Annotated in this window: 23 protein-coding genes; 4 read left to right on the top strand and 19 right to left on the bottom strand. The window is 72.3% G+C overall.

Annotation, left to right across the window (positions count from 1 at the left end):
- Nucleotides 1-59 precede the first annotated feature (59 nt).
- On the bottom strand, nucleotides 60-1265 hold the full coding sequence (locus FHS22_RS08460; RefSeq protein ID WP_184939908.1) for a glycoside hydrolase family 1 protein: 1206 nt from the start codon (nucleotides 1263-1265) through the stop codon (nucleotides 60-62).
- Between the two features lie 330 nt (nucleotides 1266-1595).
- On the opposite strand from FHS22_RS08460, the gene FHS22_RS08455 reads away from it, so the two are divergent.
- Nucleotides 1596-2408: an NAD-dependent protein deacetylase gene (locus tag FHS22_RS08455; RefSeq protein ID WP_184940228.1), complete on the top strand. Its 813-nt coding sequence runs from the start codon at nucleotides 1596-1598 to the stop codon at nucleotides 2406-2408.
- A gap of 70 nt (nucleotides 2409-2478) precedes the next feature.
- Here FHS22_RS08455 and FHS22_RS08450 read toward each other — a convergent pair whose 3' ends face one another.
- Both FHS22_RS08450 and FHS22_RS08445 read right to left on the bottom strand, forming a co-directional pair.
- Nucleotides 2479-2790 (bottom strand): DMT family transporter, encoded by a 312-nt coding sequence (locus FHS22_RS08450; RefSeq protein WP_184939906.1) that lies wholly within the window; start codon nucleotides 2788-2790, stop codon nucleotides 2479-2481.
- Nucleotides 2787-3431 carry an FMN-dependent NADH-azoreductase gene (locus FHS22_RS08445; RefSeq protein ID WP_184939905.1) on the bottom strand — a complete coding sequence of 215 codons (645 nt, stop codon included), beginning with the start codon at nucleotides 3429-3431 and terminating at the stop codon, nucleotides 2787-2789. The genes FHS22_RS08450 and FHS22_RS08445 overlap by 4 nt, the downstream gene beginning before the upstream one ends.
- An 88-nt stretch (nucleotides 3432-3519) precedes the next feature.
- Between FHS22_RS08445 and FHS22_RS08440 the strand changes: the two genes are divergently transcribed.
- The gene (locus FHS22_RS08440) at nucleotides 3520-4098 is read left to right on the top strand and encodes a TetR/AcrR family transcriptional regulator (RefSeq protein ID WP_338047657.1); all 579 of its coding nucleotides are present in this window, start codon (nucleotides 3520-3522) and stop codon (nucleotides 4096-4098) included.
- A gap of 122 nt (nucleotides 4099-4220) precedes the next feature.
- Here FHS22_RS08440 and FHS22_RS08435 read toward each other — a convergent pair whose 3' ends face one another.
- From FHS22_RS08435 to FHS22_RS08420, 4 genes are all read right to left on the bottom strand, one after another.
- The gene (locus tag FHS22_RS08435; RefSeq protein ID WP_221473390.1) at nucleotides 4221-5708 is read right to left on the bottom strand and encodes a sensor histidine kinase; all 1488 of its coding nucleotides are present in this window, start codon (nucleotides 5706-5708) and stop codon (nucleotides 4221-4223) included.
- Nucleotides 5709-6404, bottom strand: coding sequence for a response regulator transcription factor (locus FHS22_RS08430; RefSeq protein WP_338047656.1), 696 nt, complete (start codon nucleotides 6402-6404; stop codon nucleotides 5709-5711).
- Nucleotides 6405-6608: 204 nt separating this feature from the next.
- Nucleotides 6609-7397, bottom strand: coding sequence for a hypothetical protein (locus FHS22_RS08425; protein WP_184939900.1), 789 nt, complete (start codon nucleotides 7395-7397; stop codon nucleotides 6609-6611).
- Nucleotides 7398-7416: 19 nt separating this feature from the next.
- Nucleotides 7417-8031: a class I SAM-dependent methyltransferase gene (locus FHS22_RS08420; protein WP_184939899.1), complete on the bottom strand. Its 615-nt coding sequence runs from the start codon at nucleotides 8029-8031 to the stop codon at nucleotides 7417-7419.
- 145 nt (nucleotides 8032-8176) lie between these two features.
- Between FHS22_RS08420 and FHS22_RS08415 the strand changes: the two genes are divergently transcribed.
- Nucleotides 8177-9439, top strand: coding sequence for an FAD-dependent oxidoreductase (locus FHS22_RS08415; protein WP_184939897.1), 1263 nt, complete (start codon nucleotides 8177-8179; stop codon nucleotides 9437-9439).
- Nucleotides 9440-9496: 57 nt separating this feature from the next.
- Here FHS22_RS08415 and FHS22_RS08410 read toward each other — a convergent pair whose 3' ends face one another.
- From FHS22_RS08410 to FHS22_RS08355, 12 genes are read right to left on the bottom strand one after another with little or no spacing between them, the layout of a single operon-like run.
- Nucleotides 9497-10051 carry a flavin reductase family protein gene (locus tag FHS22_RS08410; protein ID WP_184939895.1) on the bottom strand — a complete coding sequence of 185 codons (555 nt, stop codon included), beginning with the start codon at nucleotides 10049-10051 and terminating at the stop codon, nucleotides 9497-9499.
- On the bottom strand, nucleotides 10048-11511 hold the full coding sequence (locus FHS22_RS08405; protein WP_184939894.1) for a cation:proton antiporter domain-containing protein: 1464 nt from the start codon (nucleotides 11509-11511) through the stop codon (nucleotides 10048-10050). The genes FHS22_RS08410 and FHS22_RS08405 overlap by 4 nt, the downstream gene beginning before the upstream one ends.
- 34 nt (nucleotides 11512-11545) lie before the next feature.
- Nucleotides 11546-13183: an NAD(P)/FAD-dependent oxidoreductase gene (locus tag FHS22_RS08400; RefSeq protein ID WP_184939892.1), complete on the bottom strand. Its 1638-nt coding sequence runs from the start codon at nucleotides 13181-13183 to the stop codon at nucleotides 11546-11548.
- Between the two features lie 17 nt (nucleotides 13184-13200).
- Entirely contained in the window at nucleotides 13201-14442 is a 1242-nt protein-coding gene (locus FHS22_RS08395; protein ID WP_184939891.1) for a beta-ketoacyl synthase N-terminal-like domain-containing protein, read from the bottom strand.
- A complete protein-coding gene (locus FHS22_RS08390; RefSeq protein WP_184939889.1) occupies nucleotides 14439-15701 on the bottom strand; it encodes a beta-ketoacyl-ACP synthase II in 1263 nt (420 codons plus the stop codon). Before FHS22_RS08390 ends, FHS22_RS08395 begins: the two co-directional genes overlap by 4 nt.
- Nucleotides 15698-16528, bottom strand: coding sequence for a cupin domain-containing protein (locus FHS22_RS39170; protein WP_184939887.1), 831 nt, complete (start codon nucleotides 16526-16528; stop codon nucleotides 15698-15700). The genes FHS22_RS08390 and FHS22_RS39170 overlap by 4 nt, the downstream gene beginning before the upstream one ends.
- 14 nt (nucleotides 16529-16542) lie before the next feature.
- The gene (locus tag FHS22_RS08380) at nucleotides 16543-16788 is read right to left on the bottom strand and encodes an acyl carrier protein (RefSeq protein ID WP_184939886.1); all 246 of its coding nucleotides are present in this window, start codon (nucleotides 16786-16788) and stop codon (nucleotides 16543-16545) included.
- On the bottom strand, nucleotides 16775-17278 hold the full coding sequence (locus FHS22_RS08375) for a universal stress protein (protein ID WP_184939884.1): 504 nt from the start codon (nucleotides 17276-17278) through the stop codon (nucleotides 16775-16777). The genes FHS22_RS08380 and FHS22_RS08375 overlap by 14 nt, the downstream gene beginning before the upstream one ends.
- Nucleotides 17275-18657 (bottom strand): acetyl-CoA carboxylase biotin carboxylase subunit, encoded by a 1383-nt coding sequence (locus FHS22_RS08370; protein ID WP_184939883.1) that lies wholly within the window; start codon nucleotides 18655-18657, stop codon nucleotides 17275-17277. Before FHS22_RS08370 ends, FHS22_RS08375 begins: the two co-directional genes overlap by 4 nt.
- Nucleotides 18654-19163 carry an acetyl-CoA carboxylase biotin carboxyl carrier protein gene (gene accB, locus FHS22_RS08365; RefSeq protein WP_338047655.1) on the bottom strand — a complete coding sequence of 170 codons (510 nt, stop codon included), beginning with the start codon at nucleotides 19161-19163 and terminating at the stop codon, nucleotides 18654-18656. Before accB ends, FHS22_RS08370 begins: the two co-directional genes overlap by 4 nt.
- Nucleotides 19156-20838 carry an acetyl-CoA carboxylase carboxyltransferase subunit alpha gene (locus tag FHS22_RS08360; RefSeq protein WP_338047654.1) on the bottom strand — a complete coding sequence of 561 codons (1683 nt, stop codon included), beginning with the start codon at nucleotides 20836-20838 and terminating at the stop codon, nucleotides 19156-19158. The genes accB and FHS22_RS08360 overlap by 8 nt, the downstream gene beginning before the upstream one ends.
- On the bottom strand, nucleotides 20835-21161 hold the full coding sequence (locus FHS22_RS08355; RefSeq protein ID WP_184939881.1) for a TcmI family type II polyketide cyclase: 327 nt from the start codon (nucleotides 21159-21161) through the stop codon (nucleotides 20835-20837). The genes FHS22_RS08360 and FHS22_RS08355 overlap by 4 nt, the downstream gene beginning before the upstream one ends.
- A gap of 233 nt (nucleotides 21162-21394) precedes the next feature.
- On the opposite strand from FHS22_RS08355, the gene FHS22_RS08350 reads away from it, so the two are divergent.
- Nucleotides 21395-22576 carry an FAD-dependent monooxygenase gene (locus FHS22_RS08350; protein WP_221473389.1) on the top strand — a complete coding sequence of 394 codons (1182 nt, stop codon included), beginning with the start codon at nucleotides 21395-21397 and terminating at the stop codon, nucleotides 22574-22576.
- The last annotated feature ends 93 nt before the right edge of the window (nucleotides 22577-22669 follow it).

Genomic DNA, 22669 nt, shown 5'->3' with positions numbered 1-22669 from the left:
ACCGGCGCGGGCGGAGCGGCCCGGCGGGACGCGGTCACCGGGCCGCCGAGCGGATCCGGTCAGGCGGGTGACAGCTCCTCGCGGACCGCCCCGGCCGGGAGCACGCCGGTCCGGGCGATCCCGCCCAGCCAGCGGGCGCTCGGCTTGACCGTCCGCGCGAACGTCTCGCGGTCCACCTCGACCAGCCCGAAGGTCGGCCGCCAGGAGCCCCACTCGTAGTTGTCCAGCAGCGACCAGTGCAGGTATCCGCGCACGTCGATCCCGTCGGAGATCGCGTCGTGCAGCCCGGTCAGGGCGCCGTGCGTGTACTCGACGCGCTCGGCGTCGTCCGCCGTCGCGATGCCGTTCTCGGTCACCAGGATCGGCACCCCCGGCAGCCGCGCCGCCGTGTGCCGTACGGCGTTGCCGAGCGCCGCCGGGTAGAACTCCCACCCCATGAGGGTCCGGCGGGCGTCGTCCGGCACCGGGAGCGCGCCGTCCGGCCCGATCAGCACGCGCGTGTACGCCTGCACGCCGATGAAGTCGTCACCCGCCGCGGCGTCCAGGAACCGGTCCTCGCGCGGCCACGCCCACGCGTCGCACTCCGCCTCCGCACCGCCGGCGGCCTCGAAGTTCTGGTTGGCGACCGTCCAGCCGGACTTGACGCCCAGCGTGCCGAGTTCCTCGCGTGCGGCGCGGTGGGCGGCCACGAGGGCGTCGGCCACCGCCTGGTCGGGCGGGGGCATGGCCCCGGCCACGCCCTCCTCGCGTTTGCCCTGCTTCATCATGCTGGCCACCATCGCGAGCATGTTGGGCTCGTTGATGGTGCAGACCCACTCGACGCCGTCCAGGATCGGCAGCACCGCGCGCACGTAGCGGCGGAACCGCTCGACCGCCTCGCCGGACGACCACCCGCCCGCCTGCTGGAACCAGAGCGGGCTGGTGAAGTGGTGCAGCGTCACCACGGGGGTCAGGCCGCGCTCCAGGCAGCCCTCGACCACGCGGCGGTAGTGCGCCAGTGCCGCCCGGGAGATCCGTCCCTCCACCGGCTCCACCCGCGCCCACTCGACGCTGAAGCGGTAGGCGGTCAGGCCCAGGTCCCGCACGATGTCGAGGTCCTCTCGCCAGCGGTGGTAGCCGTCGCAGGCGTCCCCGCTGCGCTCGGGCAGGCTCCCGCCGGAGCCGTTCTCCATCGCCCACAGGTCGCTGGCGACGTTGTTGCCCTCGGTCTGGTGGGCACTGCCTGCCGCCCCCCACAGAAAACCTTCCGGGAACGAGAGTCCCATACCGCCTCCCCTTGTCTGCCTCGACGTACGGGTCGACGCGAGGACTGGCAGAAAACCTACCATCTGGTTAGTTTTTGATGCACGGGAAGCCGGGACAAAAGGTCCGCGAAGGGATCCGCACGGTGCCCGTTCCCCCATCCGGACCGAGCAGGGGTGGACGTCGGGCACCATGGACAGGTGACTCAGGCGGTGGGCGAGGGTTCCGGCGGCGTCTCCGGCGCGCCGCCCGGACACCCGGACAGGGTCTCGGGCGTACTGCAGGGCCGCCCGGACACGGTCTCCGGCGCGCTGCCGGACCACCCGGGCACGGGCTCCGACCCCCGGCTCCGGATGCTGGCCGATCTCGTCGCGGACGGCGAGGTCGTGGTCCTGAGCGGGGCCGGCATCTCCACCGAGTCCGGCATCCCGGACTACCGCGGGGAGAGCGGCCGCAGGCGGCGGGCCGAGCCGATGACATACCAGGCGTTCACCGGCAGCGCCGAGGCCCGCAGGCGGTACTGGGCCCGCAGCCACCTGGGATGGCGGCACATCGCCCGCGCCGCGCCCAACGCCGGCCATCACGCGGTCACCGCCCTCCAGGAGCGCGGGCTGGTCGCCGGCGTCATCACCCAGAACGTCGACGGCCTCCACCAGGCCTCCGGCACCCGGGAGGTGGTCGAGCTGCACGGCGGCCTCGACCGCGTCCGCTGCCTCGGCTGCGGCGAGCGCACCCCCCGGCGGCTGCTCGACGAACGCCTGCGCGCGGCCAACGCCGACTGGCAGGCCGATGCCGGAGCGATCAACCCCGACGGCGACGCCGTGCTCGCCGACGAGCGGGTCGAGTCCTTCCGCGTCGTGGACTGCCTGGGCTGCGGGGGCGTGCTCAAGCCCGACGTGATCTTCTTCGGCGAGAACGTGCCCCGGGCCCGGGTCGAGGAGTGCTACGCGCTGACCGAGCGCGCCGGGCTGCTCCTGGTCCTCGGCTCCTCGCTGACCGTGATGTCCGGCTACCGGTTCGTCCTCCACGCCGCCGAGAGGTCCATCCCCATCGCGATCGTCAACCAGGGCCCGACCCGCGGCGACGCCCACGCCCTCCTGACCCTCGGCGTCCCCCTCGGCCCGGCCCTCACCGCCCTCCTCGCGGAGCTCGACCGGACGCCGTGACCCCGTCCGGGGCCGGCCGCCTCCCCGGTCCCGCACGGCCGCCTCGCAGCGCGGGTACGGCCGCCGCGCCTCAGGCGAGCCTGGCGAGCACGACGCCGCCGACGATCAGCGCGAGGGCGGCGACGCGGGTGACGGTGACGGGGTCGTCGTTCAGCAGGACGCCGAGGACGACCGCGCCGACGGCTCCGATGCCGGTGAAGACGGCGTAGGCGGTGCCGACCGGGACGCCGTCCATCGCCTTCGACAGCAGCCAGACCGCGCCGGCCGCCAGCACGAAGCAGACCAGGGTGGGAAGCGGCCGGGTGAAGTTCTCCGTCGGCTTGATGCTCTGCGACCAGGCGACCTCGACCAGCCCGGCCAGGACCAGGAACGTCCAGCTCACCGCTTCGCCTCCGCCAGGACGCCGAGCCGGGCCGCGGCGTGCGAGTCCGCCTGCCTGCCGCGCAGGTGCGCCAGGCCCGGGTCGATCAGGGCGTTGGTCAGCTCGGCGTGGACGAACACGACGTCCTCGACGGCGAAGTGCCCCTTGAAGAAGTCCCGCAGGTAGCGCTCCTCGTGGTCCACCGGCTCGCGGGGAGTGCCCGGCCCGTAGGCGCCGCCGCGGGCGCCGGCCACCACGAACCGGCGGCCGGCCAGGGACATCTTCGGGAAGGTCACCTGGTCGAGCCAGGCCTTGAGCGCCGACGGGATCGAGAAGTTGTACATCGGCGTGCCGATGAGCACGACGTCGGCGGCCACCAGCTCGTCCAGCAGCGGCGAGAGCACCGCCCACGCCGCCTCCTGCGCGGGGGTCCGCACCGCCTCCCGGTAGCGGCCGATCTCGGTGATGCCGTGCTCCAGCACGTGGTCGCAGAGCTCGGTCCACGCCTCGGTGATGTGCGGCACGGGGTCGGCCGCCAGGTCCCGGTAGGTGTAGCCCCCGTCCGGGTGGGCCGCGCGCCAGGTCTCGGCGAACGTCCGGGAGAGCTCCCGGGAGATCGAGCCGCGACGGGCGCTGGCGTCCAGGTGCAGCAGGTGGCCCATGGTGCCTCCCCTCGATTATATGGACACCGTGTCCACTTCGCCGAAGGTAGCGGATAAGCGGACACTCTGTCCATATATGCTGTGTCCCGTGGAGAGAGCCGACGCCGCACGCAACCGCGCCCGGATCCTGGAGGCGGCCGCGCGCCTGTTCGCGACCGCGGGCGCGCCGAACGTCACCATGGACGACATCGCCCGCGCCGCGGGGGTGGGCCGCGGCACCCTGTACCGGCGCTATCCGGACCGCGCCTCGATCGCCCTCGCCCTTCTCGACGAGCACGAGCGCGCCCTCCAGGAGGAGCTGCTGCGCGGCGCTCCTCCCCTGGGCCCCGGGGCACCGCCCGCCGAGCGCCTGGCGGCCTTCTACTCCGCCATGGTGCGGCTGCTCGAAGACCACGCCCACCTGGTCCTCGGCGCCGAGACCGGCCGTTCGCGGTTCGAGACCGGGGCGTACGGCTTCTGGCGGGCCCATGTCCGGTCCCTGCTGACCGCCGCGGGCCTGCCGGACCCCGACGCGCTGGTGGAGCCCCTCCTCGCCCCGCTCGCCCCGGAGGTGTACGGCTTCCAGCGCACGGACCGCGGCCTGACGCCCCGGCAGATCGCCTCCGCGCTGGCAGGGCTCGCCGCCGGGGTCCTGGGCGGGAACGGGGGCGGGCGCCCCCCGTCCTGAGCCGGTCCTACCGCCGCCGCAGCGCCTGCCGTACCTCCATCGACGCGAACCCGAGCAGGTTCAGACCCTGCCAGGCTCCGGCCGCCCGGCGACGGCATCGCGTGTTCCCCTCTTGGGGAGGTTCACCCGTGCCGGTCCGCCCGCGCGGGAGTGAGGACCTCTCCGGGGTCGGCCGGGGCGTGACCCGGGGCTCGGCTTACGGGGGCGGGGCACGGGATCCGCACGGAGAACGTGGCGCCCTTCCCCTCCCGCGCCGTGACGCTCGCCGTACCGCCGTGTGCGGCCGTGATCGCCGCCACGATGGACAGCCCGAGCCCGGCTCCGCCGTGATCCCTGGACCGGGAGGAGTCGGCCCGGAAGAACCGCTCGAAGACGTGCGCGCTCTGCTCCTCCGTCATCCCCGGGCCCTGGTCGGCGACCTCGATCACCGCGTGACCCGCCGTCGTCCCCACGCGCACGACGGCCGGGGTGCCCCCGGGCGTGTGGTGCAGGACGTTGGACATCAGGTTGGCCAGCACCTGGCGGAGCCGCGGCGCGTCGCCGAGCACCGGCACCTCGCCGTCGCACTCCAGGGTCAGGGGCCTGTCCGGCTCCCTCGCGCGCGCGTCGGCGACGGCGTCGGCCGCGAGCACGGCCAGGTCGACGGGCCGCATCTCCAGGGGCCTGCCCTCGTCGAGGCGGGCCAGCAGCAGCATCTCCTCGACGAGGGAGCCCATGCGCGTGCCCTCGGACTCGATCCTGTCCATGGCCTTGGCGAGGTCGTCGGGGCGCGAGGCCGCGCCCCGACGGAACAGTTCGGCGTAGCCGCGGATGGAGGCGATCGGGGTGCGCAGCTCGTGGGAGGCGTCCGCGACGAACCGGCGGAGCCGCTCCTCCGACGCCTCGCGTTCCCTGAACGCCGACTCGATCTGGCCCAGCATCTCGTTCAGGGCCAGGCGGAGACGGCCGACCTCCGTCCGCTCGTCGCCCTCCCCAACCCGCTGCGCCAGGTCCCCCCGGCCGATCGCGCGAGCGGTGACGGCGATCTCGTCGAGCGGCCGCATCACCCGCCGCAGCGTCCTGCGGGCGACCAGGGTGATGCCCCCCAGGACGCACAGCGTGACCACGGTCTCGACACCGGCCAGTCTGCCGACCAGGTCGTCGAACTCCGCGGTCCGCAGCCCCACGATGAGGATCCGGCCGTCGGCGAGCCGGGAACCGCGGATGTCCCAGTCCTCGACCCCGCCCCGCTCGCCGTCCACGCGGCCGACCACGGGCGCCTCGGCGGGGATCCTCCGCACCAGGTCCGCCAGGTCCGCGGCGGCGGGTTCGCCGTCGAGCGCGAGTGCGTCCGCCACCCGGCCGTCCGCGGTGCGGACCTGGAAGAAGGACGGGACCCCCCCGTCCAGGACGGCGGCCTTCATCAGCCTGTCGTCGCCGAGGGTCAGCGAGCCGAGCGGGCGCTCCTCGGCCAGCAGGCTCACGACCGCGTCACCGGCCTGCGCGAGCTTGCGCTTCGCCCGTTCCCCCGCGAAGTCGCGGGTGGCCTCGAACGTGGCCACGGCCATCCCCACCAGCCCCAGGGCCAGAAGCCCCAGCACCGCGATGGTGAGCCTGGTCCGCAGCAGCATTCAGGCCTCCCGGGGCAGGCGCATGATGTAGCCGACCCGCGGAACGGTGTGGATCAGCGGCGGGCCGCTGGCGTCGACCTTGCGGCGGAGATAGCTGACATAGGTCTGCACGACGCCGTCGTTGCCGCCGAAGTCGTACTCCCAGACGTGGTCGAGGATCTGCCTCTTGGACACCACCCTCCCCGCGTTCACCAGAAGGTACCGGAGCAGCTTGAACTCGGTCGGGGTCAGATCGATCAACGTGCCGTGGCGGCGCACCTCGTGGGCGTCCTCGTCTATCTCCAGGTCGGCGAGGGACAGCCGCGCGGATCCCTGTTCCGCGCGATGGGTGCGCCGGAGCACCGCCCTGATCCGTGCGATCAGCTCCTCAAGGCTGAACGGCTTGGTGACGTAGTCGTCGCCGCCGATCGTCAATCCCGCGATCTTGTCTTCCGGGGCGTCCTTGGCGGTGAGGAACACCACGGGGGCCTCGCAGCCGTCCCTGCGCAGCCTCGCGCAGGTCTCCATTCCCGAGCCGTCCGGAAGCATGACGTCGAGCACGATCAAATCTGGCCGGAAGGCGCCCACCTGACTGAGCGTCTCGGCGCCCGACCTCGCGATGGCCGTCTCGAAACCCTCGTACCGCAAGGCCGTCGCCACGAGGTCGGCAAGGTAGTGCTCATCATCGACAACCAGGATCCGGATTGTTTGCGTCACGGTCCCAGTGTCACCTGTCGTTCTGTGTAAACGCATAGAAAGACTATATTACTCGCGATGTAAAGTATGGATTACTCATAATGTGTAATCTCGTCCGAGCAGCTCCGGACCGTTCCCGCCGATTCGTTCCTCCAGCTCAGGAAATGCCTTCCCGTCCCGCCGCGGCCCGGTGCCGCTCCCGCGCCGAGCCGCGGCGGGGCCGCCTCAGTGCGAGGCGTGCGCGTTCGCGCCCGCGTCGGGGTGCGGCGGCGGCGTCGTGCCGGCCGGGCAGGTCACCCGCGGGTTCCACGGCTTGGCGAGCCCGGCGGGGTTGTACTTGTACAGCCAGAAGTGCTTGTCGAAGTGGATCGGCATCCAGCCGCCCGGACCGTGCGTCATCGGCACGTGGCCCAGCATCGGGCCCTCGAACGGCATGCCGAGCATGCTCGGCCGGTCGTCGTCGGTCGCGAGGTTCTGGTCCTCGTCGATCTTCCCCCACTCGGCGACGGCGAGCTCCATGCGCCCCGACGGCGTCCGCGTGTACACCAGGATGTGCGGGTGTTCGAGGTCGTAGACGCCGGTCCTGGCCGTCTCGTCGATGTAGGTGTGGTTGCCGAGGTGGAAGCCCATGCCGCCCACCCCCGGCTTCTCGACGCAGTACATCGTGTTGGGGCCGGGCGAGTAGCCGTCCGCGAGCGCCTTGTCGATGTCGCGGTACTTCAGGGTCGCGCGGTAGACGCGGGCGAGTTCCCGGGCCTTCCCGCTCTTCAGCACCTGCAGGGCGATGCGCGGCCCGTCCGGGACCCCCGCGAGGTACGCGCGCGTCTCCTTCATCGCCTTGGCGTCCGCGGCGCTCTGCGCGGGCGCCGGTCCGGGGTCGCCGCCCCCGGCGCGGTGGGTCCCGTGATCCGGGGCCGAGGCGCCCGCCATGCCCGACAGTCCGAGCATGACTCCGGCTCCGACCAGCCCGGAGGCGATCACGTTGGCCAGCCTTCTGTTCTTCCGGACAACCATCGTCGTCTCCTCTGTCGTCTCAGTCGCGCTGTGCTACGGCGAGCCAGGTCTCCAGCTCGCGGGGACCGCCGGGGAGCACCGCCTCCAGCACCTCCGGCCGGAGCGAGTGCAGCGTCCAGCCGTCGGCGAAGGCGTCCCGCAGGGTCTTCTCGTCCACCAGATGGGGGCCGGGGATCCGCGCCCGGTCGCTGATGCACAGCAGGTACACGGTGGCGCCGGTGCGGCAGACCCGGTGGAGGGCCGCCAGGTACCGGTCCCGCCCCGCCGGGTCCAGCGAGTGGAACAGCCCGACGTCGAGCACGGTGTCGAACCGGTCGTCGTAGCCGGCCAGCTCGACGGCGTCGGCCACCTCGAAAGGCACGTCCAGGCCCCGCCCGGCGGCCTTGTCGCGCGCGGCGGCGATCGCGGTGGGCGCGATGTCCACACCGGTGACCTTGTGGCCCCGCTCCGCCAGGTACAGCGCGTTCTCACCGGTTCCGCAGCCGGCGTCGAGCACCTGACCGCCGATCAGGCCGGCCTCCTCCAGCCGGACCACGGCGGGCTGCGGCCGACCGATCTCCCACGGCGGCGTCGCCAAGGGCGAACCCGTCGTCCCACCACCCTGATAGGCGGTGTCGAACCTGCTCTCCGTCATCGGCCTCTCCCTTTACTGGGTCTGTGCCTTTCGTTGTATCGGCGCTGTCTACATCCACCCGGACATCGCCTCCCCCCTGCGGAGGGGCTCAGATCCGTACGGCAGGCGGAAGACATTCCTTGAATGACCGGACATTCTGCGGAGAATGATTAGGGAACGCTTCCACGTGGCCGTCATCGGCGGCGGCATCGGCGGGCTCTGCCTCGCCCAGGGACTGCGCAGAGCGGGAGTGAGCGTCACCGTCTACGAACGGGACCGGTCGGCCGTGGACCGGAGCCAGGGTTTCTACCACATCCGGATCAGCCCCCAGGGTGCTCGCGCGTTGCACGACTGCCTTCCCCCCCGCCTCTGGGACGCCTTCGTGGCGTCCACGGTGAGCGGAGGGCAGGATTTCGCGTTCCTCACCGAGCAGATGAGGGAACTCCTGACGGTCAAGGCCACCGCCCAGCCCGACCCGGTCAGAAGCCACCACGCGGTGAGCCGGATCACGTTGCGCGAGGTGCTGCTGTCCGGGCTGGAGGACGTGGTCGTCTTCGGCAAGACCTTCGAGCGCTACGAGCGGGCCGGCGACGGCAAGGTCGTCTGCCATTTCGACGACGGCTCCACCGCGGTCGCGGACCTGGTGGTCGGCGCGGACGGCGGCAACTCGCGGGTGCGGCGGCAGTACCTGCCCCACGCCCAGCGGATCGACACCGGGATCATCACGATCGCCGGCAAGTTCCCCCTGACCGAGCAGACCAAGAAGCTGATCCCGGCGCGGCTCTACGAGGGCCCGAACAACGTCATCCCCCCCAGGGGCTGCGGGATGTTCATCGCCCCGCACGAGCTGGACGAGAACTCCCCCGAGTGGGACGCGACCAGCTATGTCCTGTGGGCGTACGGCTGCGCCCGGCGGATGCTGCCCGCCGGAGTCGACCTCCGCTCCTGCACGGGCGAGGACCTCCGGGACGTCGTCGCCGTGATGGTCCGCCAGTGGCATCCCGATCTGCGCACGCTCGTCACCGAATCGGACCCGCAGACCGTCGCCCTGCTGCCCATCCGCACGTCGGTGCCGATCGACCCGTGGGAGACCGGCAACATCACCCTGCTCGGCGACGCCATCCACAGCATGACCCCCATGCGGGGCATCGGCGCGAACACGGCGCTGCGCGACGGGCACCTGCTCAGCCGGTGCCTGACCGACGCGTGGAACGGCGAGAAGGATCTCCTGCAGGCCGTCGAGGAGTACGAGACGGCCATGCGGGAGTACGGCTTCGCCGCGGTGCGCGCGTCCCGCCGCACCGCGCAGCAGTTCGTCGCCGACAGCGGCCTGGGCCGGATCGCGTTCAAGCAGTTCCTCCGCTTCGCCGAGAGGTTCCCCTGGCTGAAGCACAGGATGTTCAACGACACCGGCCACCGGGAGAGCTGAGGCGTCCGCCCGCCGCCCGCCGTACGGCGGGCGGCGGGCGGACGGGCCAGGTCCGGGTCAGGCGAGCTGCGCCCACCAGCCCGACTGCGACTCGATCGACCGGTAGGCGCCGCCGTAGTAGAGCAGCGGGTCCTCCGCGGCTCCGGGCGCCGCCTCCACCATGACCACCCTGCCGATGACGATGTCGTGGTCGCCCGCGGCGACGATCTGCTCGGTGGCGCACTCGATGACGGCGAGCGTCCCGTCCAGCAGCGGCGTTCCCCTGAGCCCCTCCCGCGGGCGGATCTCACCGAAGCGGTCGAAGCCGGGCGTCGCGAAACGCTGGGAGATGTCGCGCTGCCCCTCCCCCAGCATGTGGACGGCGAAGGCCTCCGCCTCCGCGAAGGCGGGATGCAGGCGCGAGCGCCGGTTGACGCAGAACAGGACGAGGGGCGGGTCCAGGGAGACCGACGAGAACGAGTTCACCGTCATCCCCACCGGCCCGCCCGGCGACGCCGCGGTCACCACGGCGACGCCGGTGGCGAATCTGCCGAGCACCGCCCGCAGCGTCCTGGGCTCCAGCGGGTCCGTCGCGGGCGGGTCCATCGTGGGCGGGTCCATCGTGTCCTTCACGTGCCGGCTCCCTCTCTGGAACGACTCTCTGCGGGACGGCTCCGCCAACCGCTCCGGCGTGCCCACCAGGAGACGCCGTTCAGGAGCGGCACGGTGAGCGCCGTCGTGATGAGTGCGACGAGGACGAGCACCGTGAACAGGTACGCGTCGATGATCCCGAGCTGGAACCCGATGTTCGCGATGACCAGCTCGGTGAGTCCTCTGCAGTTCATCAGCACGCCCAGCGACAGGGCGCGCTCGGGCGGCAGGCCGGCGATCCGGCCCACCACGGTGACCCCGAGCAGTTTGCTGCCGACCGCCACGGCGAGGACCGCGGCGAAGACCAGCCACTCCGCCGCGGACGCGCCGAGGGCGCTGATCGAGGTGTGGATGCCGATGTGGGCGAAGAAGAGCGGGAGCAGGACGGTGAGGGTGATCCCCTCGATCCGCCCGGTCAGCCGCTCGACGACCGCGGACCTCCTCGGCATCATGATCCCGAAGAGGAACGCGCCGAAGATCGCGTGCACTCCGATGAGCTGCGTCACCACGGCGCTGGCGATGCTTCCGAGGAGCACGACGGGCAGCAGCGTCCCCTCCCCGGACCGGTCCTCCTCGCAGCGCCGTACCAGGGCGGCCAGCAGCGGCCGCACCAGGAGCGCCATCACCAGGACGAACCCGGCCGCGAGCACGAGGGTCATGACGGCCTCCGCGCCGCCGGCCGCCCCGGAGCTCGCCAGGACGAACGCCAGCACGGCCCAGGCCACCACGTCGCCGATCACCGCGGAGGTGAGGGCGAGCGTTCCGGTGGCCGTCCCGGCGAGCCCCTTGTCCCGCAGGATCCTGGCCAGTACGGGCAGCGCCGTGATGGATATCGCGAGCCCCATGAAGAGCACGAACGTGGACGGGGACGCGGCGGGGCCCGCGTGGTCCCGGAAGAGGGGGATCGCGAGCGGGATCGCGCAGAGGAAGGGGACCGCCAGATTGCTGCTGCCCACCGCCGCGGCGAGCGGACCGGCCCCGCGCAGCCGGTCGGTGCGGAGCTCGCACCCCAGCAGGAACATGAACGCCACCAGGCCGAGCTGGGCCGTCATGTCGAGGGCCCCGAGGATCTCCTCGGGGAACACCCAGGCCCAGGCCCCGGGGCTCACCGCGCCCAGCAGGGTGGGCCCCAGCAGGATGCCGGCGAGGATGTCGCCCACGACGGGCGGCTGGCCGAGCCGCCCGACGAGGGCGCCGACGGTGTGCGTGGAGGCGACCACGAGGATGACCGCGAGCAGGAAGTGGGTCGCGGGCTCCCACTGCCCCAGCACCCGGGAGGCGGCCTGCTGCGAACCCGTCCCCCGCCCGTCGCCGCCCATGCTCAGCACGTAGGCGACCGAGAGCGCGGTGGCCCCCAGCAGGACGGCGACGGCCAGCCGGAGCCGTCCGTTGCGCGCCCTGCCGGTGAGGCCTTCGACCGCGTCCAGTTCCTTCGTCACCACGCGCGATCACGGTCTCCGTCGCGTGCCGCAGCGGTCATCGCGGGGCTCCGGGCGGGAAGTGACCACCCCCGGGCAGCGTGGCGAGGTAGCGCATCTCCTCGGGCCCCTCGGTGCCGAGCCAGCCGAACAGCTTCATCAGCGACGGAGGCTGGGGGTAGATGAAGCGGTGGTCCCGCTCGTCGAGACCGATGAAGGGCAGGACCGCCTCGGACTCCTGGACGAGCTTCATGAGCTCCCGGCCCGCCTCCGTGGCATCGCGCTCGGACCGGTCGACCGCCTCGCACAGCCGCACCATCTCGGCGAACAGCTCCTGGTAGGCCGCGTTGTCCGGGACGAAGGAACCGGGGTACGGCGCCTTCTCCATCTCCCGGAACACGTTGTCGTCGCCCGACGCCTGGTAGCGGTCCAGGAAGCGCTCGAAGCGCAGGTTGATCGGGATCTCCGCGGCGGCCCACACCCGGCAGACCGCGTTCCACAGCTCGTAGTCGGAGAAGGAGATGAACGAGCAGTTGACCATCTCGTCGTTGTACTTGATCAGACCGCTCTGCAGCTCGTCGATGTAGGCGAAGCGCTCCTGCGAGAAGTCGTCCTCCTGCAGCGCCTCCAGCAGCCGCCAGGCGAGCGAGTTGATCACTTCGCCCGTGTTGGTGAGGCCGCGCGAGTAGAGCGGGTCGATGAAGCCGGCGGCGTGCGACATCAGGCACCACCGGTGGCCCACGGTCTTCGTGGAGGTGTACTGGATCCGGTCGGTCGAGACCCAGGGCCGCACCGTCTTCGCGTCGGCGAAGATGCGCTCGAGCACCGGGTACCGGCTGACGTGGTGGTGGAACTCCTCCTCCGGGGTCATGTCGGAGGGCTTGGGGTAGACCCGCTCGTCGAAGGTGAGGCCCACGCTCACCAGGGGGTTCTTGGACCGCGGGTCGTTGTTGAACGGGATGATCCAGAACCAGCCGCGCTCGATGAGATGGTGCATGGTGCCCTGCTCCCACGGGATGGGGGGCATCTCGCTCTGGGGCATGTCCAGGCACTCGTCCGTCGGGCGCACGTCGAGCATGTGGGTGAACAGCGACCGCGAGTGGTGCTTCAGCGCGGACGGCTCGGCCCGCAGGCCCAGCTGCGTGGCCAGGGGGGAGCGGAAGCCGCTCGCGTCCACGAGGTAGCGGGCGGTGAACCGCTCGCCGCCCTGTCCGGTGATCTCCACCTCGTCGTCGCCGAGGTTCACCCCGGTGACGCGCAGGCCCTGCCGGGCGACGCAGCCGTACTTGATCGCCGTGTGGAACAGGTACGTGTCGCTGTCCTGCCGGTGCAGGTGGCTGGTCTGGAGCTTGAGCGAGGGCGGGCTGAACTGGTTGACCTCCCGGGGGTCCGGCTCCTCGCCCTCCCGGTGGATCATGAAGCCGAAGTTGCGCTTGGTGCCGAAGGTCGGGCCGATGTGCTCGTAGCACGCGTCGGTGGTGAGGAAGTTCGCCAGCTCCGGCACGCCGTACCGCTCCGCGAGCACGCGGAACATGTTCAGCGTGTAGAGGGTGGTCGACTCTCCGACGGCGAACCTGGGGTGCACCCCGCCGTCCACCAGCAGCACGCTGGCGCCGTTCTTGGCGAGGATGGCGCCGAGCACGGACCCCGCGATCCCTGATCCCAGGATGGCGACGTCGAACCGGGAATGTGTCATGGCTGCTCCAGATCGATTCAGGCGGCTTGGTGGCGGGGCGAGCGCAGCACGGCCGCGGAGTTGAACCCGCCGGTCCCGCGCGCGACGACGAGTGCCGTGCGGAGGTGCGGAGCCTCGCGGGCCTCGGTCACGAGGTCGAGCCCGTGCCCGCCCCCGGCGGCGTCGAGGTTCACCGAGGGAGGGATCACGCCGTGGGTGAGCGCGAGCGCCGCCCAGGCGAGGTCGAGGGCCGCTCCGCCGGAGTACAGGCGGCCGGTCATCGTCTTGGGGACGGTGACGGGCACCCGCCTCCCGCCGAAGACCTCGCGGATCGCCGCCGCCTCGTGGCGGTCGAGGGTCACGTCCCCGGAGCCGTCGGCGAAGACGACGTCCACGTCGCCGGGCGAGCACCCGGCGCGGTCGACCGCCTCGCGCATGGCCCGGGCGAGCTGGCGGTGGTCGGCGGGCGGCTCGGTGGGGTGGTGGGCGTCGTGGGTGGAGGCCGTGCCCGCGATCTCCGCGTAGACCTGCGGCACCCCGCGGGAGTGCGCCCTGGCCCACTCCTCCACGACGACGATGGCGCCGCCCTCTCCCGGGACGTAACCGCCCGCGTCCGGGGCGAAGGGGCGGTAGGCGGTCGCCGGGTCCGTGCTCCGGCTGAGGGTGTCCTGGCTCGACTGGCAGACGAGCGCGTACGGCGACAGCGGCGCCTCGGTGCCGCCGGCGACGACCGCGCCGGTCCCGCGCCGGATCAGCCGCTTCGCCTGGGCGACCGCCTCGATCCCGCCGGCGGAGTCGGCCACGAGCACCGAGCAGGCTCCCTTGAGCTGGTGGCGGATGGAGATCTGGCCGCTGCTCGCCGCGTAGAACCAGCCGATCGACTGGTAGGCGCTCACGGCTCGCGGGCTGTCCCGCCAGAGGGCCTGGATCTCCCGCTGGCCGAACGCGTTCCCACCCGACGCGCTCGCCGTCACCACCGACAGGCCGAACGGGTACTCCCTGTCCGGATCCAGGGCGGCGTCGTCCAGCGCCAGCCGGGTGGCGGCCAGCGCCATCCAGGTCCAGCGGTCGGTCTGGACGAGGAGCTTGCTCGGGACGAACTCGCTCTCGTCGAAGCCGGGGACCTCGCCCCCCAGGCTCACCGGGAGCCCGGAGGTGTCGAAGGTCGTGATGGGCCCGATCCTGCACGTTCCGGCGAGGGTGTTCTCCCAGTGCTCGGCGATGCCGATGCCGGTGGGGGCGACCACCCCGATCCCGGTGATCGCGGCGCGGCGGCTCATGACACCTCACTCGGCTTGGAGAACACCATGGCGGACTGGAACCCGCCGAACCCGCTGCCCGCCGAGAGCGCGTGGTCCACCTCGGCCTCGCGCGCCACGAGCGGCGTGTAGTCGAGGTCGCAGTCGGGGTCGGGGGTGGTCAGGTTCGCGGTCGGCGGGATGACCCCGCGGCTGACCACCAGGGCGCAGGCCGCCATCTCGATCGACCCGATCGCGCCCAGCGAGTGGCCGATCACCGACTTGATGGAGCTGATCGGGACCTGCCGGGCGGCCTCGCCCAGCGCCCGCTTGTAGGCGGCCGTCTCGTGCCGGTCGTTCTGCTTGGTGCCCGAGCCGTGGGCGCTGATGTAGCCGAGGTCGTCCGGGTTCAGCCGGGCGCGGTCCATCGCCTCCATGATCGCCTCCCCCAGCTCGAACCCGTCGGGCCGCAGGCCGGTCATGTGGAAGCCGTTGGCGCGGGCCGCGTATCCGGCGACCTCGCAGTACACCCGGGCTCCCCGGGCCAGGGCGTGTTCGAGCTCCTCGATCACCAGGATCGCGGAGCCCTCTCCGAGGACGAAGCCCTGGCGGCCCGCGTCGAAGGGGCGGGACGCCTGGTCGGGCTCGTCGTTGCGGGGGCTGGTCGCCCGGATGGCGTCGAAGCAGGCCACCGTGATCGGGGAGATCGGCGCGTCCGACGCCCCGGCGATCACGATGTCCGCCTCCCCGTCCTGGATCAGGGAGTGGGCGTGGCCGATGGAGTCGATGCCCGAGGTGCATCCGGTGGACACGAGCGCCGCGGGACCGTGCGCGCCGTAGCGCACGGCGAGCTCGGTGGCCGCGCTGGACGGGACGAGCGACTGGTACAGGAAGGGCATGGTGTGCCGGTGGTCGGTGACCCAGTCCCTTCCGTGGTTGCTGGCCACGACGTACTCGTCCTCAAGGGTGATCGTGGCCCCGACCGCGGAGCCCAGGCAGACGCCGAGCCTGTCGGTGTCGACCCTCCCCAGCTCCAGCCCCGAGTCCGCGACGGCCTCGTCGGCGGAGGCGATCGCCATCTGGACGAACCGGTCCATCCGCCGGATCTCCTGGGGAGTCAGCCCGTACCGCGCGGGATCGAAGTCGCACTCGGCGGCGATCTGGGACCGGTACGCCGTGGGGTCGAAGGTGCTGACCCGGCGGATGGCCGGCTTGCCGTCCACGATCCGCGCCCAGAACTCCTCCCGGCTTCCTCCGCCGGGGGCGACCACGCCCACTCCGGTCACGACGCTGCGCCTCACGTCGGCACCTCGGCGGGCTCGGTGTCGACGTGCCCGAGCTCCGGGCGCGGGGCGAGCGGGCTGAGCTGGAAGACCGCCAGCGCCTCGCTCCCGCCCGTGTTCACCAGGCGGTGCCTGACGTTGCGCGGGATCAGCAGGGCGTGCTCGGCGGGCACCTCGACCGGCTCGTCGTCGAGGTCGACCCGCAGGGTGCCCTGGGCGACGAACAGGTACTCCTCGGAGTAGGGGTGGTAGTGCTCGGAGACCTTCTCGCCCGGCGCGAGCCGTACGGCGCCGCAGAAGCCCGAGGAGGATCCCACCGTGTTCGGCGCGACCATCGTGCGCAGGTCCCCGCCGCGGCGCTGGTTGGAGGGCACGTCGCCGAACCCGATCACCGCCTGCCTGCGCTTCTCCACGCGCTCCTTGATGAGCTCCATCTGCACCTTGGAGTTGCGGTTGATGATGTCGGTCATGCCCGAGGTGTCGACGGGGGCGTCCGGCTTCATGTGGAAGTCCTGCACCCAGCGCATCCGCGTGCGGTCGGGCTCCAGCGCCTCGTACGTCCAGCGGATGTTCATGAACTCGAAGGGCCCGGTCTCCACCCGGCGCGCCATCACGGTCCAGGTGTCGCGGTTCCAGCTCCGCTCGGAGACCCACGACCACACCCTGCCCTGCTCGTCGGGGTGCATGGTGAGCCGGAAGGTGACCGATTCCTCGGTCTCGTCGAGCACCTCGACCTTGGCGTACTCGGAGAACAGCTCGGTCCAGCCCCGCACGTCGTTGGTCTGCTCCCAGAGGAATCCGATGGGCGCGTCGATCTCGACGGCGTTGTCGGTGTGTCCGATCATGGTGTTCCTGCTCCTCACTTGGCCGCGGCGGTGAGCCGCTCGTTGACGAGCCGCCTCAGCCCTTCGGGCGTCTCCTCGGCGGTGACCTGCTCCTCGACGTCGACGCCGAACCGGTCCTGGATGCGGGTGGCGATCTCGACCCGCGCGAGGGAATCGAGGTCCAGCTCCTCGAAGGAGCGCGAGTACCCCTCGACGCCGGCCTTCGCCTCCAGGCCCACGGCCTTGAGCAGTTCGCGCATGTCGTTGTCAGTGAATGCCATGGTTTCCGTCCTTTTTCAGGGTGTAGAGATGTGCGGGGGTGTCGAGGACGGCCAGCGCGTAGCGCCGGCCGAGTGCCCGCGCGATGCGGGCCGTACGGCGCCGCCCGGCGACCACCCGGTCGGCCCCGCGCCGGACGGCGGCCGCGCCGATGGTGGCGACCGGGTCGTACGTCACCGGCTGCGGATCCCACCGGACCCCGTACGGGTCCAGCAGCCGCGACAGCCGGGTGACCATGTCGATCTCGGCGTCGCCGGCGGAGTGGTAGGCCATCGCCAGGGGTTCCAGGGCCAGCGTCCACGGAGTCGTGAGCAGGAGCGCGACCGTCAGGGCGGAGCCGGAACCGGCGGCCAGGGAGCCGGCGTACCCGGCCGCCGTGTAGCCGTCCGCGCTTCCGTCCACGACGACCACCAGGGGCCGCGCGCCGTCCGCCCCGGTGCCGGGCCCGGTGCCGGGCCCGGTGCCCGGCAGGGGGGCCGCGCGTGCGGTCACGCCGCCCACCTGGTCGTCGGCTGCTCCGCCATCAGCTCGTCGACGAAGCGCGTCGTGTGCTCGGCCCGCTCGAACGACGGGTGGGCGAGCAGCTGCCGCAGCAGGGGGATCGTGGTCGCCACGCCCGGCCCGCCGACCTCGAACTCGGCCAGGGCACGCTGCGCCCGCGCGATGGCCTCCTCCCGGCTCGGCGCCCAGACGATCACCTTGGCCACCAGCGAGTCGTAGTTCGGCGGCACCGTGTCCCCCTGCGCGAACCCCGAGTCGACCCTGGTCCCCGGGCCGCCGGGGACGCGGAAGACCTCGAGCCGGCCCGGCGTGGGGCGGAAGCCCGCCCTCGGGTCCTCGGCGTTGACCCGGCACTCGACGGCCGCGCCGGTGAACCGGACCTCCTGCTGCGTGAACGGCAGCGGGTGACCCGCCGCGACGCGGATCTGCTCCCTGACGAGGTCGATTCCGGTGAGCATCTCGGTGACCGGATGCTCCACCTGGATCCGGCCGTTGATCTCCATGAACGTCACGTTGCCCGCCGGGTCCACCAGGAATTCCATGGTCCCCGCGCCGGTGTAGCCGACGCTGCGCGCCCCGGCGACCGCGTACTCGCCGAGCAGCGCCCGCAGCCGCTGCGGCAGGGCGGGCGAGGGAGCCTCCTCGATCAGCTTCTGGTTCCTGCGCTGGAGCGAGCAGTCACGCTCCCCGAGATGGACGGCGTTGCCCAGCTCGTCGCAGAGCAGCTGGATCTCCACGTGGCGCGCCGCGGGCAGGTAGCGCTCGATGTAGACGTCGCCGTTGCCGAACACCTGCCGGGCCAGGGCGGTCGTCCTGCGGTAGACCTCCTGGAGCTCGGCGCGGTCCCCGGCGACCTCGATCCCCCGCCCGCCGCCGCCCGCCGCCGCCTTCACGATGACCGGGTAGCCGATCTCGCCGGCGATCGCCTCCGCGTCCCCGAGGGTGGGAACGGTCCCCTCGCTTCCCGGCAGGACCGGCAGGCCCGCGGCGGCCATCAGGGAGCGGACGCGCGCCTTGTCGCCCACGCACTCCATGACCTCGGGGCGCGGCCCGATGAAGGTGATCCCGTTCTCCGCGCACACCTGCGCGAAGTCCGCGTCCTCGGACAGGAAGCCGTAGCCCGGGTGGATGGCCTCGGCTCCGGTCCGGAGCGCGGCCTCGATGACGTTCGGCACGTACAGGTAGCTCCGCTTGGCGGGCCCCGGCCCGATGTGCACCGACTCGTCGGCGTAGGAGACGAAGCGGGCGTCGCGGTCCGCGGTCGAGTGGACGGCCACCGTCCGGATGCCCATCTCCCGGCAGGTGCGCGCCACGCGCAGGGCGATCTCCCCCCGGTTGGCGATGAGGACCTTGTCGAAGAGCGGTTTCATGCCGTGTCCGTCCTCACTCGCACCAGGCACTGGCCGAACTCGACCGGTTCGCCGTCGCCCACCAGCACCTCCACGACCTCGCCCGCCCGCTCGGCCGCCACCGGGTTCATGAGCTTCATCGCCTCGACGATGCCGATCGTCTGCCCGGCCTCGACCCGGTCGCCCCGCTTCACGAACGGACCGGCCCCCGGCTCCGGGGCGACGTAGAAGGTTCCGACCAGGGGGGCGGTCACCTCGTGCAGCGCGGCGTCCCTGGCGGCCTCCGCCTCGCCCGCCGGCTCGGCGGCGACCACCTGCGCGACCGGCGCCTGCGCGACCTGCGCCTGCGGGCCGGCCGCGGACGCCCACGTGACGTCGAGGGCGCACTCCCCGATGCGGAGCGAGACGCTCGCGACGGGCCCGGGGACGGTCTTGACGAGGCTGCTCACCTCTTCGCGGAGCATCTTGAGCGTGTCGCTCCAGCCGACGTGCCCGTCGGCCGTCTCAGGCCGTTCGCTCTCAGACACCGGCGATCACTCCCAGTCCGCGGAACCGCTCGTACCTGTGCTTGCGCAGTTCCTCGGGGGACAGACCCGACAGCCCGTCCAGGGCGGTGAGGATCGCCGCCTTCAGGTTCGCCGCCGCCTGCGCCGGTGCGGCCTGCGCGCCGCCCTCCGGCTCGCGGACCACCCCGTCGACGACGCCGAGCCGGAGCAGTTCGGGACCGGTGATCCGCAGCGCCTCGGACATGGCCGAGGCGTGCGAGGGGTCGCCGTGCAGGATGGTGGAGCAGCTCTCGGGGCTGATCACGGAGTAGGACGCGTTCTCCATCATCAGCACCTGGTTCGCGACGGCCAGCGCGAGCGCGCCGCCGCTGCCGCCCTCTCCGGTGATCGTGGACACCACGGGGACACCCAGCTCCGACATGCCCGCGATGCACTCCGCGATCGCCCACGCCTGCCCCCGTTCCTCGGCCCCCACCCCGGGCGCGGCGCCCTGGGTGTCGACGAAGGTCACCACGGGCAGGCCGTGCCGCTCGGCCAGGAGCATCAGGCGCAGGGCCTTGCGGTACCCCTCGGGGTGGGCCATGCCGAAGTTGCGCGCGACCAGTTCCTTGGTGTCGTGGCCCTTCTGATGGCCGAGCACCAACACGCTGGTCCCGTCGATCGACCCGATGCCCCCGACCACGGCGGAGTCGTCGCCGTGCCCGCGGTCACCGTGGAGCTCGACGAAGTCGTCGCACATGTGCCAGACGTAGTCGAGCGTCGTGGGGCGGCTGATGTCGCGCGCCAGCCGTACCGTCTCCCACGCCGCGCGGTGCGGGCGCAGCTCCCCGGGATCGCGGACGATCGCCGAGAGCTCGGAGAACGTGGCCCGCTTGCCGCCGCGGTGCAGCGCGAGCAGCCGCGTGAGCAGCGGGCGGACGCCCTCGCGCGTCTCGACCCGGTCCAGCATGCCGCGGGCGTGGAGGTACTCGGCGGTCTGGAAGCCCTCCGGCAGCCGTTCCCGCGTCGCCGACGCGATGACCCGGGGGCCGGCGAAGCCGATCAGGCTGCCCCGCTCGGCGATCAGGATGTCGGCGAGCGTCGCGAACGACGCGGTGACGCCGCCGAACGTCGGATCGGTGAGCAGGCACACCGACAGGACGCCGCTCTGCTGCAGCCGCCGCATGGCCTGGCTCGTCTTGGCCATCTGCATCAGCGACAGCGCGCCCTCCTGCATCCGCGCCCCGCCGGACGCGGAGACGAGGATCAGAGGCGTGCCGGTGTCCGCGGCCTCCCCGGCCGAACGGGTCACCGCCTCGCCCACCGCGGAGCCCATGCTGCCGCCGAGGAAGGTGAAGTCCATCGCGAGGACCACCACGGGGTACCCGCCGACGGTGGCCCTGCCGTACACGACCGCGTCGTCCAGGCCGGTCCGCCGCACCGCCTCGGTGAGCCGGTCGGCGTAGGGGCGGGAGTCCACGAAGCCCAGCGGGTCCGTGCTCCGGACCGGGTCGGCGGCGGGACGGAAGGAGCCCTCGTCGACGAGCCCCCGGATCCGCTCACGGGCCCCGATCCTGTGGTGGTGGCCGCACTCGGGGCAGACGTGCTGCCCCCGGACGAGCCGCGGCACGTAGACGGTCGTACGGCAGCGGCCGCACACCGTCCACCGGTCCTCCTGCGCCTGGCCGGCTCCCTGGACCACCGGCGAGATCGTCACTTCGGCTCCCAGGAGTAGAAGCCCCGCGCCATCGCGTCGGCGGGGCTGCGCCACGTTTCGGGGTCGAACGGCTTGACGTAGGGGCTCAACCGGTCGCTCAGCTCCCGGAAGTCGTCCCGGTCCCGCGCCTTCCCCATCGCCGCCGAGGCCTCTCCCTCGAATTCGGCGTAGTGGAAGTACAGGTCGTGGTAGCTGAAGAGATGGCGGCGCGTCACCCCGAGCACCCGGGGCAGGTCGGTCTCGTCCGACGCCGCGAACAGCTTTGCCACATCGCCCTGCGCGCCCGGCTCCATGCGGGCCACGATCAGAATCCGATCGCTCACGAGACTCCTCGGTATCCGGCGGATCAGGTCACCGCAACGCTAGGAAGCGCCGGCTCCGCTGTCGCCCACCGGGAAAACGAACTGCGGTCTCCCCCTCCCAGGGGAACGGCTCCTACGAGTGAGGGACCCGCTTCCCTCTTCCGGCCCCCTCCTCCACCGCGCGGTGGAAGACGGAAACCTGATTTGCCACCAGGCTTCCGGCAGAGCTCGCGACGAACCCAAGGAGACGACCCGTGTCCCGAAGCCCGATCAAGGAGGTCGTCGTCGTCGGCGGCGGCATCGGCGGCCTCACGACGGCCCTCGCCCTGCGCCGGGCCGGCATCTCCGCCCGCGTGTACGAACGGGCCTCCCGCCTGCGTGACATCCAGGCCGGCGGAGGGCTGGTCCTGTGGCACAACGCGATCCCGGCGCTGCGCGGGATCGGCATGGAGGAGCCGGTCCAGAAGATCGGCCACGAGCTCAGGCGGTACCGGTTCAGGTCGTGGCGCGACAGGGACCTCGCCGACTGGTCCATCGAGCGGATGGCCGGCCGGCTGGGCGCGCCCGCCTACACGGTCAGCCGCGCGGAGCTGCACCGGACGCTGAGCGCCGAGGTCGGCGACGACCTGGTCCTCGGGGCCCGGTGCGCCGGGTTCGACTCCGACGCGGACGGCGTCACCGTGCGGTTCGAGGACGGGCGGGAGGAGCGGGGAGACCTCCTGGTCGGCGCGGACGGGCTGCGCTCCGCCGTACGGGGCGCCATGATGCCCTACGAGCCGCCGCCCCGGTACGCGGGCGTCACCGCCTGGCAGGGCATCGCCCACGTCCCCGGCCTCGGCACGCCCGGCCACACCTTCGTCAGCACCTTCGGCCGGGGCCGCTGGTTCGTGTACTACCCGCTCACCGACGGCCACGTGTACTGGGACGCCATCATCAGCGACCGGATCAGCCGCCGGATGGACGCCTTCGGCCAGACCTGGCGGGAGATCGTCACCCGGGAGTTCGCCGGATGGCCGGTACCGGTCGCGGAGCTGGTCGAGGCCACCCCGATGGGAGGGGTCTCCCCCATCGACATCTTCGACCGCGACCCGGTGACCCGCTGGAGCACCGACCGCGCCACGCTGGTCGGGGACGCCGCGCACCCGATGACGTTCAACCTCGGGCAGGGGGCCAACCAGGCGATCGAGGGAGCGGTGGTCCTGGCGTCCTGCCTCGCCGGAGCGCGTGACGTGCCCGGGGCGCTCGCCGAGTACGAGCGGCGCAGGGTCGCCCGTACCGCCAAGGTGGTCAGGCGGTCGCGCGCGAACGGCGCGTTCAGCCGGTGGAGCGCCCCGGCGGCCTGCTGGTTCCGGGACGCCTTCATGCGGCTCACCTTCGACCGGCTGGTCTACCGCAAGACCTACGAGCTGACGATGGACACCGGCCTCTCCCACTGAGGGGCGGTGCTCCTCCGCCGAGGGGAGGCCGCATCTCATGCGGCCGGCGGAAGACGCGGCGGGGCGGGGGCGGCAAGGCTGGCCACGACCTCC

This window comes from Thiemannella venezuelensis, assembly GCF_014203605.1.
Taxonomy (GTDB): Bacteria; Actinomycetota; Actinomycetes; order Streptosporangiales; family Streptosporangiaceae; genus Planomonospora_A; species Planomonospora_A venezuelensis.
This window is presented reverse-complemented; position numbering and strand designations above follow the sequence as displayed.